Source organism: Streptococcus sp. TATVAM-FAB8, from assembly GCF_046592795.1.
Classification (GTDB): domain Bacteria; phylum Bacillota; class Bacilli; order Lactobacillales; family Streptococcaceae; genus Streptococcus; species Streptococcus ruminicola.
Genome location: NZ_JAWVPQ010000006.1, coordinates 1 through 16718 on the forward strand (window position 1 = coordinate 1; position 16718 = coordinate 16718).

The 16718-nt window shown below is 37.2% G+C and carries 16 protein-coding genes; 2 read left to right on the forward strand and 14 right to left on the reverse strand.

The genetic code is table 11. From position 1 onward, the window contains the following. Positions 1–168: 168 nt before the first annotated feature. The 3 genes from hpf to SFC32_RS04740 all read right to left on the reverse strand — a co-directional run bounded on the left by hpf (position 169) and on the right by SFC32_RS04740 (position 2754). A complete protein-coding gene (gene hpf, locus SFC32_RS04730) occupies positions 169–717 on the reverse strand; it encodes a ribosome hibernation-promoting factor, HPF/YfiA family (protein ID WP_074603611.1) in 549 nt (182 codons plus the stop codon). 76 nt (positions 718–793) lie between these two features. After that, positions 794–1456: a ComF family protein gene (locus tag SFC32_RS04735; RefSeq protein ID WP_411216631.1), complete on the reverse strand. Its 663-nt coding sequence runs from the start codon at positions 1454–1456 to the stop codon at positions 794–796. Then, positions 1456–2754 (reverse strand): DEAD/DEAH box helicase, encoded by a 1299-nt coding sequence (locus SFC32_RS04740; RefSeq protein WP_411049379.1) that lies wholly within the window; start codon positions 2752–2754, stop codon positions 1456–1458. The genes SFC32_RS04735 and SFC32_RS04740 overlap by 1 nt, the downstream gene beginning before the upstream one ends. A 54-nt stretch (positions 2755–2808) precedes the next feature. Between SFC32_RS04740 and SFC32_RS04745 the strand changes: the two genes are divergently transcribed. Together SFC32_RS04745 and cysK are read left to right on the forward strand one after the other, a co-directional pair. Continuing rightward, positions 2809–3435: a YigZ family protein gene (locus SFC32_RS04745; protein WP_411049378.1), complete on the forward strand. Its 627-nt coding sequence runs from the start codon at positions 2809–2811 to the stop codon at positions 3433–3435. Between the two features lie 99 nt (positions 3436–3534). Beyond that, a complete protein-coding gene (cysK, locus tag SFC32_RS04750) occupies positions 3535–4464 on the forward strand; it encodes a cysteine synthase A (protein ID WP_411049377.1) in 930 nt (309 codons plus the stop codon). A gap of 97 nt (positions 4465–4561) precedes the next feature. Here the strand turns inward: cysK and SFC32_RS04755 are convergent, their stop codons facing one another. The 11 genes from SFC32_RS04755 to rpoZ form a co-directional block, all read right to left on the reverse strand. Beyond that, positions 4562–4918: a S1 RNA-binding domain-containing protein gene (locus tag SFC32_RS04755; protein WP_020916316.1), complete on the reverse strand. Its 357-nt coding sequence runs from the start codon at positions 4916–4918 to the stop codon at positions 4562–4564. After that, positions 4918–6318, reverse strand: a complete 1401-nt coding sequence (locus tag SFC32_RS04760; protein WP_081341909.1) for a bifunctional Cof-type HAD-IIB family hydrolase/peptidylprolyl isomerase — start codon at positions 6316–6318, stop codon at positions 4918–4920. The genes SFC32_RS04755 and SFC32_RS04760 overlap by 1 nt, the downstream gene beginning before the upstream one ends. A 124-nt stretch (positions 6319–6442) precedes the next feature. Further along, on the reverse strand, positions 6443–7087 hold the full coding sequence (locus tag SFC32_RS04765) for a response regulator transcription factor (protein ID WP_074626744.1): 645 nt from the start codon (positions 7085–7087) through the stop codon (positions 6443–6445). Beyond that, on the reverse strand, positions 7071–8096 hold the full coding sequence (locus SFC32_RS04770) for a sensor histidine kinase (RefSeq protein ID WP_411049376.1): 1026 nt from the start codon (positions 8094–8096) through the stop codon (positions 7071–7073). Before SFC32_RS04770 ends, SFC32_RS04765 begins: the two co-directional genes overlap by 17 nt. Next, a complete protein-coding gene (gene liaF / locus SFC32_RS04775) occupies positions 8093–8788 on the reverse strand; it encodes a cell wall-active antibiotics response protein LiaF (RefSeq protein WP_039695888.1) in 696 nt (231 codons plus the stop codon). Before liaF ends, SFC32_RS04770 begins: the two co-directional genes overlap by 4 nt. 97 nt (positions 8789–8885) lie before the next feature. Continuing rightward, on the reverse strand, positions 8886–10775 hold the full coding sequence (gene pknB, locus SFC32_RS04780; RefSeq protein ID WP_411049375.1) for a Stk1 family PASTA domain-containing Ser/Thr kinase: 1890 nt from the start codon (positions 10773–10775) through the stop codon (positions 8886–8888). Beyond that, a complete protein-coding gene (locus SFC32_RS04785; protein ID WP_074482688.1) occupies positions 10775–11512 on the reverse strand; it encodes a Stp1/IreP family PP2C-type Ser/Thr phosphatase in 738 nt (245 codons plus the stop codon). The genes pknB and SFC32_RS04785 overlap by 1 nt, the downstream gene beginning before the upstream one ends. A gap of 37 nt (positions 11513–11549) precedes the next feature. Next, positions 11550–12872, reverse strand: coding sequence for a 16S rRNA (cytosine(967)-C(5))-methyltransferase RsmB (gene rsmB / locus SFC32_RS04790; protein WP_411049374.1), 1323 nt, complete (start codon positions 12870–12872; stop codon positions 11550–11552). Beyond that, the gene (gene fmt, locus SFC32_RS04795) at positions 12862–13797 is read right to left on the reverse strand and encodes a methionyl-tRNA formyltransferase (protein WP_411049373.1); all 936 of its coding nucleotides are present in this window, start codon (positions 13795–13797) and stop codon (positions 12862–12864) included. Before fmt ends, rsmB begins: the two co-directional genes overlap by 11 nt. A 61-nt stretch (positions 13798–13858) precedes the next feature. Beyond that, positions 13859–16249: a primosomal protein N' gene (locus SFC32_RS04800; RefSeq protein ID WP_411049372.1), complete on the reverse strand. Its 2391-nt coding sequence runs from the start codon at positions 16247–16249 to the stop codon at positions 13859–13861. Between the two features lie 134 nt (positions 16250–16383). Further along, positions 16384–16698 carry a DNA-directed RNA polymerase subunit omega gene (rpoZ, locus tag SFC32_RS04805; RefSeq protein ID WP_014334364.1) on the reverse strand — a complete coding sequence of 105 codons (315 nt, stop codon included), beginning with the start codon at positions 16696–16698 and terminating at the stop codon, positions 16384–16386. Positions 16699–16718 lie beyond the last annotated feature (20 nt).

The window sequence follows — 16718 nt, forward strand, 5'->3', positions numbered from 1 at the left end:
GCCAATCGCTTTTGTCAATAACTTTTTTTAAGTTTTTTTGTTATTAACTTAAGTCTCTTGAAAGGCTCGCTCTCAAGCAGCAACTATATTAATTTATCATCTATCGCTTCCTATGTCAATAGGTAAATTAAAAAATCCGCTAAAAAATTTAGCGGATTTTTCTACGGGTTATTTGGCTTCGATTAAACCAAGTTCACCGTCTTCACGACGATAAAGAATGTTTGTTACACCATCTTCAGCATCTGTGTAGATAAAGAAATCATGTCCCAAAAGGTCCATTTGAAGAAGCGCTTCGTCAAGATCCATCGGTTTCAAGCTAACGTGTTTTGTACGAACGACGTTTACTGCTGGTCCTTCTTCTACAGGTTCAGCTTCAAACTCACTTGTGAAAATTTGGCTAGCTGGAACTTTTTCACGATGTTTTTTAGCAATTTTAGTCTTATTTTTACGAATTTGACGTTCAATCTTGTCAGTTACCAAATCGATTGATCCATACATATCTTGTGAAACGTCTTCAGCTCTAAGAGTGATTGAATCAACCAAAATTGTTACTTCAACTTTTGCAGTTTTTTCACGGTAGACTTTTAGATTAACACGAGCATCTAATTCTTGTTCAGTATTGAAGTATTTTTCAATTTTTCCGAGTTTAGATTCGACATAGTTACGGATAGCATCTGTTACTTCGATGTTTTCTCCACGAACACTATATTTAATCATAAAAACACCTCTTTCTCGCTATAAAGCGCTTTCTTTACTCTTTTATTATACTGCTTTCATGAAAATTTGCAAGCATTTACCGTGCAATTGTTAAACTTTTTACAATCTTTACTCCTTTTTCATAAAATAAGCGATAAATTCCTTTTAAAGTTGCTCCCGTTGTGTAAATATCATCAATAATTAATAATTTATCTGGTATCGGAATATCTGATTTAATCCTAAAAGGACAGTCACTTGTCAGTCTTTCTTTTCTACTTTTTTCAGATTGCTTTTTAATATCTTTCTTCTCTAAAATATCATAGTAAGAAATCTTAGCAGCATCTAGAATGCCTGTAACTTGATTGAATTGTCTTTCTGTCATTCGTTCTTTGCTGAGTGAGACAGGAATAATGGTATAGCCCTTGTAGTTCTTCAAGACTTGTTTGACTTCTTTTGCAAAAACATGGCTTAGCATAGCATCTCCTTGAAATTTGTATTTTGAAAAATACTCTTTCATGGCTTCATTGTAAGTATACAGTGCTCGGTGCGAAACTTTATGATTTTCTTTTGCCCACTCCTTGCAATCATCACACTGCTCTTTACTGCCTTTTCGGTAGCACGTTGGACAGTGGTCATCACCAATTTTTTCAAAGTTTTCCTGACACTCTTTGCAAATCAAGTAACGGCTCTTGCGCATTGTAATAATTCCTAGAAAAGTTTCCTTCTCAGAAAATTCTTGTCCGCAAAGCAAACATACCATTAAAATCCTCCTTTATGATTCATTTCTTTTATTTCAGAAATAGCTTTTTTCATAGCTTTTGTTACGCCATCATGCAAGAACAATAGCTCTCCTGTCGGTCTCTCGGCTGCTCGTCCAACTCGTCCTGATATCTGTACAAGTGCACTTTTGCTGTACAATTTATGATTTGCAAGTAGAACAAAAACATCGACACAAGGAAAGGTTACCCCACGTTCTAGAATGGTTGTCGTCACTAGTATGGTTAATTTTCCTTGTCTAAATTCTTCTACCAATTCCAGACGATTTTCGGTTTTACTTGACACAAGTCCTATCCTTTCATCTGGAAAAATGGTTTGTAAGATACTTGTAAATTCTCTACCTTGTTCAATATTCGGAAAAAAGATAAGAAGCGGGAATTGACTTTGCCTTTGTTTTTTTAAAAGAGAGATTAGTTTAGGAGGAAATTTTTTCTTTTTCATTGAAATTAGCACTTTGCTTAACCAAACCATTTTGGGGACTACCAAAGGATTGGCATGAAAACGTCTTGCCAAATGCAGCTTTGTCAACTCTCCTTTTTTCACCTTTTTATCAAGTTCATCAGTCGAAGTCGCTGTTAAAAAGAGTTCAACGCCATCATCTTTTAGCGATTGATTGACAGCGTAATAAAGCATTTTATTATCAACAAAGGGAAAGGCATCAACTTCGTCGATGATTAATAAATCAAATGCTCGGTAAAATTTTAAAAGTTGATGGGCCGTTGCAATTACCAGTGGAGAACGTTTATACGGCTCAGAATCACCGTATAAAAGCGTAATCGGGCAAGAAAAATCCCGTGATAAACGTTTATAAAGTTCTAAACAAACATCAATCCGTGGACTCGCTAAGCAGACACTTCCACCATTATCAATAACTTTGGCTAAAGATTGATAAATCATTTCGGTTTTGCCCGCACCAGTTACGGCGTGAATCAATAAATCGCGTTTTTCAGAAATACCTGCAAGCATGCCTTTGGAAACTTCATCTTGATAAGGAGTTAGTTTTCCTTGCCACTTTAAAGACTGAGTCTTTAAAAAAGGCTTCTGAGGAAAATAATAAAGCTTAGCATCACTAGTATTTCTGCCAAAAACTAAGCATTCTCTACAATAAACTCGGCCTGTTTGGAGGGTATGATTTGGTGACATAACACTTCCACAGCGATTGCAAATCATTTGCCCTTTTTCTCTTTTAATCGAAGGAAGGACTTTTGCTTCTTTTTTCAAGTCATCTGTTAACTGACTTTCTGTAAAAATTCTTCCATAGTAATCATTTAACTCTGTCATACTTATTTATTCGAAAATTTTGCTAAATCCCAAAAAATCTTGTAAAATTTTGATATGAACTATAAAACAATTAAAAACGATGGCATTTGCGAGGAAGAGATTAAAAAATCACGCTTTATTTGCCAATTAAAACGCGTTGAAACTGAAGAAGAAGGACGAGAATTTATTGCTCAAATCAAAAAAGAACATTATAAAGCAACTCATTCTTGTTCAGCTATGATTATTGGAGAAAATGCCGAAATCAAGCGTTCTAGTGATGATGGTGAGCCAAGTGGAACAGCTGGTGTACCGATGCTAACTGTTTTGGAAAAACAAGGTTTAACCAATGTTGTCGCCGTTGTCACACGTTATTTTGGTGGTATTAAGCTTGGTGCAGGTGGGCTAATCCGTGCTTACGCTGGCAGCGTTGCTAATGCTCTTAAAGAGATTGGTATCGTAGAAGTTAAGGAACAAGAAGGGCTAAAACTCACCCTTTCTTACCCACAATACCAAACATTCTCCAACTTCTTGCAAGCTGAAGATCTTCAAGAATTTGACACCGAATTTCTAGAAAATGTAACGACTCACATCTACCTTGATCCTGAAAATGTCCAAGAGGTCAGTGACCGTCTTGTTGAATTTTATCAAGGTAAGGTTTCTTTTGAAAAATCTGGTTCAAAAATTGTCGAAGTTGCCTTGTGATAAGATTTCCCTATCACCATGATAAGAATTATATATTTTACAAACAGTCAATTTGAGCATATACTTGACCTATAAATTTTAATTCAAGGAGAATCATTTATGGCAAAAATTTATAACTCAATTACTGAATTAATTGGAAACACTCCTATTATCAAACTTAACAACATTGTTCCTGAAGATGCTGCTGATGTTTACGTCAAAATTGAATCATTTAACCCAGGCTCATCTGTTAAAGACCGCATTGCTCTTCGTATGATTGAAGACGCTGAAAAATCAGGTACAATCAAACCTGGTGATACAATTGTTGAACCTACATCAGGTAATACTGGTATTGGTCTTGCTTGGGTCGGTGCAGCTAAAGGATACAAAGTCATTATTGTAATGCCTGAAACAATGAGCCTTGAACGTCGTAAAATTATCCAAGCTTATGGTGCTGAACTTGTTTTGACACCAGGAAGCGAAGGAATGAAAGGTGCTATCGCTAAAGCCAAAGAAGTCGCTGCAGAGAAAAATGGATGGGTACCACTTCAATTTGCTAATCCATCTAACCCAGCTGTTCATGAAGCAACAACAGGAGCTGAAATCATTGAAGCTTTCGGTCCAAAAGGTCTTGATGCTTTCGTAGCTGGTGTTGGTACTGGAGGAACTGTTTCTGGTGTTTCTCACGCTCTTAAAAAAGCAAACCCAGACATCAAAGTCTATGCAGTTGAAGCTGATGAATCTGCTGTTCTTTCTGGTGAAAAACCTGGTCCACACAAAATTCAAGGAATTTCAGCTGGCTTTATCCCAGATACCCTTGATACTAAATCTTATGATGCTGTCATTCGCGTCGCATCAGACGATGCTATTGTAACAAGCCGTAACCTTGGTGGAAAAGAAGGATTCCTTGCTGGTATCTCTTCTGGCGCAGCCATCTTTGCAGCTATTGAAAAAGCCAAAGAACTTGGTAAAGGTAAAAAAGTCTTAGCCCTTCTTCCTGACAACGGCGAACGTTACCTTTCAACTTCTCTTTACGACTTTGGTGAATAAATCTATCTAAAATCAAACAAGGCTAGAGTTCTGCTCTAACCTTGTTTTCTTATAATTATGATAAAAAAAATGCTGAGCACTTCGTCTCAGCATTTTATCAATCTTTTGTTAGTAATTCAAGGCTTTCTTTTGTCCATTTTGGCAGATTGTCTGCCAATGGTTGAAAACCAATATTTAAATGACTATTTGAAAAACGATGGCGTCTGTGGAGGTGATGTTTTTCCTCTTCAAGGGTACGCAAAGAAAGGCTAGCTTTTTGCGTAAATTCATCAAAATCAACAACTTGTACCAAGACTTTCTCACCAACTTTAAGCAGTTGGTAAATATTTTCAATATAGCCTGTTTTAATTTCTGAGATATGAATAAGGCCTGTAGTCCCATTATCCAATGCGACAAAGGCACCATAAGGTTTTATACCTGTTATTGTTCCAGTGATTTTGTCGCCAATTCTCATTAATCTACTACCTCAATTGTTTCAATAACTACATCTTCAACTGGGCGGTCTTGTGCGCCAGTTTCAACGTTTGCAATTTCATCAAGAACTTTGTATGATTCTTCGTCCATGATTTGTCCAAAGACTGTGTGACGACGGTCAAGGTGAGGTGTTCCACCTTTAGCAGCATAAAGTTCTGCGATTGGTTTTGGCCAACCACCACGTTCTAGTTCTTTTTGAGCGTATGGAATTTTGCTATTTTGAACGATAAAGAACTGGCTTCCGTTTGTATTTGGACCAGCATTTGCCATTGAAAGAGCTCCACGAACATTGTAAAGTTCTTCTGAGAATTCATCTTCAAAGCTATCGCCATAGATAGATTGTCCACCCATACCAGTACCAGTTGGGTCACCACCTTGAATCATGAATTCAGGAATGATACGGTGGAAAATGATACCGTCATAGTAACCATCTTTTGACAAAGCAACAAAGTTTGCTACTGTTTTTGGTGCATGATCAGGGAAAAGTTTGATTTTCATGTCACCATGATTTGTTTTAATTGTCGCAACTGGACCTTCAACTGTTGATAAATCAACTTGTGGGAAATTTAATTGTTTTTCTACCAAACCGAGTTCCTCCAAGGCATATAAAATGCCATCTTCTTCTACTGTTTTTGTTACAAAATCTGCTTTTTCTTTGAGTTCAGGCACGGCATTGCCCATAGCAATTTTCAAGCCAACATAATCAAAGATTTCCATATCATTTGGACCATCTCCAAACATCATGGCATTGAGTGGTTTTAAGTTTTGACTTTCTAAAACATGGGCAACTCCTGAAGCTTTAGAAACGCCAACCTTAACAACATCAGATGAGTGTTCGTGCCAAGGTACCAAACGAATCTCACTAGCTAAGTCTTCTGGCAATTGCAAATCAGCATTATTTTCAGCAAATGTCCACATTTGATAAACATCATTTGTTAAATAAAAATCTGGCTCAACATCACAAATACCATAAATAGGTTTCATCGCATCATCAATCAAATCACAACGTTTTGACACGACTGGTTTATCCTTACCAGTAAAGCCGTACTCAATACCTTCTGACTTAGCCCAGTTGACGTATTTTTCAACTAAATCACGTGGAAGAGGATCACTAACAATCTCTGCTTCTTTTTTGTCAACAACATATGTTCCATTGATTGTGACAAAATAATCAGGGTTTAAATCACGGATTTCAGGAACAACACCATAGAGAGCGCGTCCCGTAGCAATCCCTGTCATAATTCCTTTTTCTTTCAAGCTTTTAAAAACATACTTGATTGATTCTGGCATATAACCTGTGACTTTGACACGTAAGGTATCATCAATATCAAAGAAAACAATCTTCGTTTTTTTAGCCTTGTATTTTGTTTTTACATCCATCTGTATCATTATGGGAAAGGAAATGGTCACTAAAATCTCATTTTCCATAAAAGTCCTTAGACTTTTTGTCCCATTTTCCTTTCTAACTTTGAAATCAAAGAAAAGCTATGTTTTTATTATAACATTAATCCTCATCTTGCGGTACTAAATGATGCTTAAAGGCATAGACAACTGCTTGTGTACGGTCATCCACTTCTAGCTTAGCTAAGATATTTGAAACGTGTGTTTTAACAGTTTTTAGCGAGATAAACAGTTCATCAGCAATAGTCTGATTGTCATAACCTTTGGCTAAAAGCCTTAAAATATCTCGTTCACGCGCTGTCAAATCTTCATGCAATTCTGGTCTTTGATCGTGTGCTTTGATCTTCTTATCAACTTCTGTTTCGATTGCTAGTTCACCACGCGCTACTTTCTGAATGGCGTTAAGAATTTCAGCGGCACTAGATGTTTTTAACATATAACCTTTAGCACCTGCTTCAATAACTGGGTAGATTTTTTCATTATCAAGATAAGATGTCAGAACAAGGATTTTAGCTTCTTTCCACTCTTTTAAGAGTTTTAAGGTCGCTTCAACGCCACTCATTTCAGGCATTACCAAATCCATTACTACCACATCTGGTTTTAACTCTAAAGCAAGTTTTATCCCTTCAATACCATTGCCTGCTTCGCCAACAACTTCAACGTCAGGTTGCAAGTTAAAAAAACTTTTCAAACCAAGACGTACCATTTCGTGGTCATCAACTAGGATAACTCTAATTTTTTGGGTCATCTTCTTTCTCCTTGTTTTCTCCCTTAACCAAAGGCAAGCGGATATCCATTGATACTCCTTTTCCTTTTTGGCTCAATAGTGTCATTGTCCCTGCCATGTCATCAACACGTTCTTCAATATTATTAAGACCATAACTTAAATCATGCCTTTCATCCATATCAAAACCGACACCATTATCAACCATTTTTAATTGTAATTCTGTCTCTGTCTGATTGAGGTAAACTTCTAAACGTGTTGCCTTGGCATGTTTAAGCGTATTGCTGATAAATTCTTGAGCAATTCGAAAAACATTATCCTCAATCTTTTTAGGTAGTTTTCCGATATTTTTCTTATAAACAACTTCTATACTACTCTTATCTGTTAATTCTTTCAAGAGGATATCAAAACCTTCTGAAAGGGTTTTATTTTCTAATTCAGTAGGTCGTAAATGTAAGAGTAAAATACGCAGGTCTTTTTGAGCATTTTGTAGCATACTTTCAACGGCAGTCAACTGGAATTCAAGCTGCTCTCTTTCAATCTGATCAAGGTTAGCAGATACCCCAGAAAGAATCATTGAGGAAGCAAACAGTTCTTGGCTAACTGTGTCATGTAAATCACGTGCGATACGTTTGCGTTCTTGTTCTACAATTTCTTGACCATTTTGAATACGACTATTCTCAGTATTTTGAAGACTATTTGTTAAGTGTGTCATCTTTTTAGACAAGCGTGACAAATTCGTGTTGATTTCTGTATCTTCATCAAGAGATACCTCTTGATTATTTAAAATGCGGCGCAGATTTTGGTTAATACTTCGTTTACTATTATCATCCAAAATAACCCAAAGTAGTAATAACAAAATAGTAACAGCTAAGATAAGAAAGACAATTGAAAAAACAAAACGTTCTCCCATCCAAAAATCTGTTATCAAACTTTTCAAATGCAACTCTAAACTATCTAGGACAACAACAACAATTGAAATGATGATAATACTTGCATAAAGAATCAAAAGTAAAAAATGATGTTTTTTCATTTACGCACCACCTCAACATCTCCTGCTAAAACATTAACAATCACCTTAACAGCTTTCAAACATTCTTCATCTTTAGGATGCCATAATTTTAAAGATTCATTTCGCAGGTCATATTCTTCAAAATCAAAATAACGAACACTGCCATAAATCGCACTAACATCCAATTTAACCGCAACGTCAATAGGAACTAAAATCTTTGTTGGACCAAAAACTTTGCGAATGATTACCACATTATCCTTACCAGTTACGATGACACTGCTTAAATCAATAGTGTCACTGCCTGTTAAACGAACCATGTTGATGTCATCAAAGGCATAAAAATCACTGTCATGCATATCCGCCCCAATCCATTGATTGCGAATTGGTTTTGCTTTCAAGTCTTCCTCACGAAAACGAACCAAAGCAAAGCGATTTTTCTTCTTAACTTGCGAAAAGTGATTAATGACCACATAAACAACCCCAAGCACAACCGCCATGATAATGTATGGATTAAGCATCAAAATCAAAAATAAAAGAACCAATCCTACTGTTAACAATAAATTATTGCGCTTGTCTTGATTATAAAAACGTAATGCCAAAAGAATTAAAACTAAAATTAAGATAAAACTCGATAAATTGTTGGCCATAATTGTCATTAAGCCCATGACTAATAAAATAGTTTCGACAATGACAAAAAATTGAACTTTCCTCATATCATACCCTTTCTTTTTCTGTATTTTACCAAAAAGAAGCGGAAATTGCTCGATTTTGACTAAAAAAGAACACCTATTTAGGTGTTCTTATAATATCTTATTGTTCAACTGATGATGAGTCGGTTTGTGAACTTTCTTCAGTGCTGCTACTGCTGCTACTTGAAGAACTTGACTCACTAGTTTCACTTGTCTCAGATGACTCAGGAACAGATTGAGATGGTGCGACTTCTGAAGACTGAGATTCACTTCCAGCTGAGAAGTAAAGTTTCACATTTCCTTCAATAGCTGCGCCAAAGTAAGGATCTTGTGCCACAACAACTGTAGAGGCAGATGGTGTTTTGACTTGAGAGTATCCAGTTGATGAAGTAGCATCTGCTTGGAATACTGTAATATGTGAGCTTGATAAGCCAAGTGCAGTCAATTCAGCAATTGCATCTTGGTAAGTATAACCAATAAGGTTTGGCATAACGATTGCTGCAACCTTGAAAGTAATCTTATCTTCACTAGCTACTTTTGTACCTTTTTCAGGTGTTTGACTAATGATAGTACCACCGTCATAGTTAGTACCTGTTATCCATTCGAGATCAATCTTATCACTTGAAATACCGTGCTTATCTTTGAGTTCTTTGATAACTTCTTGATAGTTTTGACCAGTATAATCTTTCATCTTAAAGCCTGATGTTCCTTTTGACACATAAATGTCAACTTTGGCACCTTCTTTTTTAGATGAACCTGCTGTTGGGTCAGTCTTAATAACATGACCTTTTTGCACAGTATCACTAGCTACTTTATGAATATCACCAACTTTAAGTCCAGCTGAAGTTAAACTTGTCTTAGCATCTGCTAAACTTGTTCCTGCTACATCTGGAACGTTGACTGAAGCTGGTGCGCTTAGCGTCAAGTAAGTAAAGATAGCAATTGCAACTACTACGACCGCAAAGAAAATTTTCACTAAAGTACCAAACATACGATGTGATTTTTTCTTCTTCGTTTTCGCTTTTGCAATTTTATTATCCGCAGCTTCACGATTAACTTTAGCCGCTTTTTGTTTTTTCAACAATTGTTCTGTAGTTGAGGGAACAGGTGTTGAAGTTGTTACTTTTGGAAGTGTCTTCGTATTTTCTGTATCTTCAAAGACAAGTTTGCGTTCACGACTGCGATTATATGAAAGAGCAGTCATTAAATCACGGCTCATCTCAAAAGTTGAGGCGTAGCGATCACTCAAACGTTTTGCAGTTGCTTTAATGACAACATTTTCCAAAGCTTGTGGAACATTTTTATTTTCATCAATGATTGATGGAAGTGGTTTTTGGAAATGCTGAAGAGCAATTGTAACAGCTGAATCACCATCATATGGGATGTGACCAGTCAACATTTCAAACAACATAATCCCCATAGCGTAGATATCACTTTGAACAGTGGCTTTTGAACCACGCGCTTGTTCAGGTGATAAATAGTGTACACTACCAAGCATTGAGTTTGTCTGTGTTAAACTTGTTTCTGCAAAGGCTACAGCGATACCAAAGTCGGTAACTTTAACTGTTCCATCTTTGGTTAACAAGATATTTTGTGGTTTCAAATCACGGTGAACAATTCCTTGTTGATGAGCCAAAGTCATCGCAGACAAGACTTCTTCCATGATTCTAACAACTTCATTATTAGAAAGCGGGGCATGATCTTGAATATATTTTTTCAAGTCCGAACCATCAACATATTCCATTACTAAGAATTGCTGTCCGTCTTCTTCTCCAATATCACGAATCGAAACGATATTTGGATGGTTTAGCTCTGCCATGGCACGCGCTTCACGTTGGAAACGAGCAACGGCAATTTGATCTGTTTGATAATTAGTTCGAAGGACTTTGATAGCCACTTCTTCATTATCAAGAATTAGATCTTTGGCAAGATAAACATCTGCCATTCCACCCCGTCCGATAGATTTGAGGATCCGATAACGACCAGCAAATAATTTGCCAATCTGAATCATTAAGCTTCCTCACTTTCGGCGTGGATAAGAGCAATGGTGATATTATCAAGACCTCCACGTTCGTTAGCAAGAGTAACTAACTCATTATTTTTATCGTCAAGATTTTTATCTTGGCTCAAAATGCTAACAATTTCGTCATTGGTAATCATGTTTGTTAAACCATCACTGTTAATGATAAGATAATCGTCTTCTTCAAGAACTTGAACCCCTAAATCAGGTTCAACTGGATTAGCTTGTCCAATAGATTGCGTGATAATATTTTTTTGTGGGTGATTAGCAGCTTCTTCTTCTGTCAATTGACCAGCTTTAACCAATTCATTAACAAGAGAGTGATCGCTTGTTAACAATTCGTATTCACCATTATGAAGCAAGCCAATGCGTGAATCACCAACGTGAGCAAAGATAACATTGTTATCAACAATCGCTAAAGCTTCAACGGTTGTTCCCATACCTTTATACTCATCGGTTTGACCCAGTTCATAAATTCTTTGATTTTCTGCTTCAAGCGCAGTAATCAGCCAATCACGAATTTGGCTTAATTCAGTAAAATCGGTAGTAATCCATTCACGTCCAAGGTCAGTAACGGTCATTTCACTAGCAATATTACCAGCACGATGACCTCCCATACCATCTGCTAGGATGACTAAAGTGATACCTTTTTCGTTATCAAATTTATTAATAAAATCCTGATTATTTGAACGTCTTTGTCCGATATCAGTTACAAGTGAAATTTTCATAGTTTTCCTTCTGACTGTGTCAGTTTCCTCCTTGAGATTACAAGATACGTTTAACTTGTCCAATAAAGAACCCGTCTGTCTGATATTGTTCAGGGGTAATCGCAATACAACCATCTCTTACAATATCTTCTTGCGTATGACTCAGTTTTACCTGTTCAAAATTTGGATGAGTTTCTAAAAATTTGTTAATGACTTGGAAGTTTTCCTCATCAAAAATCGTACAAGTGCTATAAGTTATTATACCACCTTTACGCAATGTTTGACAAACGCTATCAAGAATTTGCAATTGAATTTCCTGTAAAGCCGTGAAATCTTGATTTTCTTTATTGTACTTAATGTCAGGTTTACGGCGGATAAGACCAATTCCTGAACATGGTGCATCAACTAATATTTTATCAAAAGTGTCTGGTGCAAAATGTTCGTGAACTGTTGTGGCATCCATTTTTTGTGTAGAAATTTTATCAGCCACATGTAGTCGTTTGGCATTATCCATTACCAAATCAAGCTTGTGGTCGTATAAATCTAATGCTGTGATATGACCACTTGTCAGATAAGAAGCCATATGAGTGGTCTTTCCACCTGGAGCTGCGCAAGCATCTAAGATATTTTCATCGCCCTGAATATTAAGAGTTGGGGCCACCAATTGACTAGATTCATCTTGAATCGTGATATCACCTTGGGCAAAATAGTCTGTTCCAGCAAAGTGACCTGATGTTTTAACCAAACCAACTGGCGATAAAGTAGATGGTTCTGCGCCTGTTGCAGCTTTAATCTCAGCTAATTTTTCAGGATTTGTCACTCGAATGCTTGCTTTATTTCGAACAAATAAGCTTTGCATAATGGCTTTTGCACGGTCTTCACCAAATTGGTCAATCAGTTTTTTAACCAACCAGACTGGTAAAGAATAAAGAACTGAATAACGTTTGTTTTTACGTTTAATGCTTTCAGGATTTGGGAGGTCATCTTTAGTCAAACGTCGCAAAATCGCATTGACAAATTTTTCAGCACCTTTTTTATTGCCACGATTTTTAGCAATATTAACCGCGTCATTTACTACAGCATGAGCTGGCATCTTGTCAAGATACAATAATTGATAAAGGCTAAGCATCAAAAGATAATAAACCCAAGGATCCAATTTGTCACGGTCTTCGATATAGTGAGCTAAATACCATTCTAGGGTAATCTTTCGTGCTACTGTACCATAGACGATTTCTGTCACCAAAGACTTATCTTTTTGCGATAGTTTCGTGTGTTTTAGTTCTTGATTAAGAGCGATATTAGAATAAGCTCCTTCTTCAAAGACATTTTCAAGAACAAGTAGCGCTAAGCCACGTGCTTGTTTCTTCCAATCATTCGCCAATAAGGTCACCTACTTCAAGTTTACGTCCAACACCATTTAAGAAATCCACAACGCTCATGCGTGGTTTCCCTGCTGGTTGAACTGTTTTTAGAGAAATTGCACCGTCTCCAGTTGCCACAACCAAAGTTTTCTTGCCTTTTTCAATGATTTGACCTGGTTGTCCTTGACCTTCTGCCAAGCTTGCTTCATAGATTTTGAATCGTTTGCCATCAAGAAGTGTGTGGGCAACAGGCCATGGATACAAACCACGGATGTGGTTAAAGACATCACGTGCTGATTTATTCCAATCAATGCGTTCTTCTTCTGGTGTGATATTTGGTGAGAAAGTTGCTTTGCTTTCATCTTGTGGTTCTGGTTTGATATTGCCAGCAATGTAATCTGGTAATGTTTTCAAAAGTAAATCACGTCCAATAACGGCTAATTTTTCAAACATTGTCCCAACGTTATCTTCGTCAGTAATTGGTGTTGATGCTTTAGCAATCATGTCTCCAGCATCCATTTTCTTAACCATTTCCATGATTGTCACACCTGCTTCTTTGTCACCGTTGATGATAGCGTAGTGAATTGGTGCACCACCACGGTATTTAGGAAGCAGTGAGGCATGCACATTAACTGCAAAATCAACAGAATCAAGCAATTTTGTTGGTAAAAATTGACCAAAAGCAGCTGTTACAATACCATCTGCCCCTAAAGTCATAAGCTCAGCCATTTCATCTGAACCAGACATTTTTTCAGGTTGATAAACTGGTAAATTGTGTGCCAAAGCAACTTCTTTAACAGGTGTCATTTTGATTTCTTTTTTACGACCAACCGCGCGGTCTGGTTGCGTCACAACCGCTAAAACATCGTAGTTGGCATCATCTAGTAAACCTTCTAGAACAGTCGCTGCAAAATCAGGTGTTCCCATAAAAATTAATTTTGTCATTTTTCTTCCTCTCAAAGGATTTTATTACTTAAATTTTTCTTTATTATAGCATAGTGAGAGCCTACATAAAATTTTGTGGCTCATGGTCTATTACCAGTCGCAAATCCTTATTTTCAGGTAATTGAGTCATGTCTAAAATCTGATTCAAGACACTTTCTAAGTGGTCCTCAAAGCGATATTTGACAATGATTTGATAATGATAAAGATTGTGCGTTCTGGCAATCGGCTTAGGCGTTGGACCGAGAATTTTAATTTTGTCAGATAAATTCTGACGCAAAATTTGAAGCAATTCAAAAGACTTACGCACAACAGTCTGCTCATCCTTGTGTGACAAGGTTAAGCCAACCGTAAAATAATATGGTGGGTAAGATAATTGCTTACGAATGCCCATCTCATAAGCGTAAAAAGCTTCATAATCTTGCTTTTGAGCTAACTTGATGGCGTAGTGCTGTGGATTGTAGGTCTGAATCAAGACCTCTCCTTCTTTTTCAGCACGTCCAGCACGACCTGCAACCTGAGTCAACAATTGAAATGTTCGCTCAGACGATCTAAAATCAGGCAAATTTAGTGATGTATCCGCATTCAACACACCTACCAAAGTAACATTTGGAAAATCAAGTCCTTTGGCAATCATCTGTGTTCCTAACAAAATATCAGCTTCATGATTCCCAAATTTATCAAGAATACGCTGATGAGCTCCCTTTTGTCGCGTAGTATCAACATCCATTCGCAAAATACGCGCTTGCGGGAAGACTTCTGCCAATTCATCGTAAGCCTTCTGTGTCCCCGTTCCATAATAACGAATGCTGCGACTATGACAATTTGGACAAGTGTGTGGAATGGCTTTTTCAAAACCACAGTAGTGACAATTCATAGTCTTAGTGTCCATATGAAGCGTCAAAGAAATATCACAATTTGGACATTCATCCACGTAACCACAATCACGACACATAACGAAACTTGAATACCCTCGTCGGTTCAACATGAGCACAACTTGCTCATTTTTCTCCAAACGATCCGCAATTTTTTCCAGCAGATAAGGCGTGTAATTGCTGACTTCCTGTTGCCCAACGTAATCACGAAAATCAACAATGTCAACTTTTGGAATCTTAGCCAAAGGATTGGCACGGTGAGTCAATTGTAAGAACTGATAAACATTACGGCTAGCACGCGCACGGCTCTCAATGCTTGGCGTTGCAGACCCCATTAACAAAACAGCCTTATGATATTTTGCACGAAGCAAAGCCACATCGCGCGCATGGTAACGTGGATTCGATTCTTGCTTGTAAGTTGCCTCATGCTCTTCATCGATGATAATTGCGCCAATATTTTCCATTGGAACAAAGATAGCAGATCTAGCACCTACGACAACGCGCGCTTGACCCGATTTTATCTTTCGCCATTCATCAAATTTTTCACCATCAGACAAAGCCGAGTGCATAATCGCCACTTGCTTACCAAAACGTGAAATAAAGCGATTAGTCATCTGAGGCGTCAAAGAAATTTCAGGCACCAAAACAATCGCTGTTTTACCAAGTTTCAAGACCTTATCAATAATGTGCAAATACACTTCGGTCTTACCTGAACCAGTCACGCCTTCTAACAAGAAAGGTTTAGACTCCTTGCCAATTTGACTAGTCACCTTTTCAACCACAGCAGCTTGTTCTGCATTTAACTCAAGAAAATCCGTCGTTGCAACGTCAAAATAAGCATCTGAACGTTTTTTCTCTTTTTCTAAAATGGTTAGCAGATGATTTTCCACAAAGAATTTGACAACGTCACGTGAAAAGAGCTGGTACAGGTCTGTCAATTTTCCTGTTTCAGGATGCTCAAGCAAGTAATCACGTAACAACAAACGCTTCTTAGCTCTTGCTGAAATTTCTGCTTGAGCTAACTGGTCAGAATTAACTTGATAGAATTTTTCAGTTTTGATATTTTTCTTATCTTTAGCAAGATAATCAACTGAAATTTTTCCTGCTTGAACCAGTCTAGCAACTTTTTTAGCTTCTTCTTCAGATAAGCTTGAGTGAAGCCTGCTGTCTTTATCGCCAAATAAAGCCAATCGCTCTTCATCAGACAACGTTTCTGTCGGCATCAAGCGTTTATCGTATGTTGAATTGAGCAAATTAGGAATCATTGATTTCAAAATTGAAATCTTATAAGAAAAAACAGTATGACGCATTTGATCTGCTAAAGCAAGCTGCTCTTCATTTAAAACTGGTTCAAAATCCAATACCTCGCAAATAGCCTTAAGCTCACTGCTATCACTGTCTAAGCTTTCAGAAAAGCCGACAACAAACCCCTGCAAAAGACGATTGCCACGACCAAAAGGAACATGCACCCGTGAACCTAACACGACTTGATTTTGCATGTCTTCTGGCACAAGATACGAGAAAGGCTTATCGGTCTGCATTAACGGCACATCAACAATGACCTGAGCGATTTTTGTCATAACTATCCTTTCTAAATAAACTCAAAAAATATCCTAACGAAAAAAAGAATAATCATCGCGATAAGTAAGCTTTTAAAATACTTGTTTACTTTATCACAATGATTTATTACAAGAAAAATCTAAGATAAAATACCTTAGATTTTTTCTCCTTCTTCTTTTTCTTTAGCGATTTGTTCTTTGATTTTACGTTCTTCTTCTTCTTTCGCCAAGCGTTCTGCTTCGATACGAGCATGTACAGCAGCACGTTTTGCTTCTGGATCTGGGTGGATAACAACGTTACCAGATTCAATTTCTTCAAGAGCTTGCAAAGTAGCTTTTACTGATTTGAATTCTTGAGTTGGTTTTGCACCAGCTTCAAGTTCGTGAGCGCGTTTAGCTTGAAGAATGCAAAGTGAGTATTTTGATGGCACTTTATCAAGCAAAGTGTCAATAGAAGGTTTTAACATCATAGCTTTTTTCTCTCTTCTCT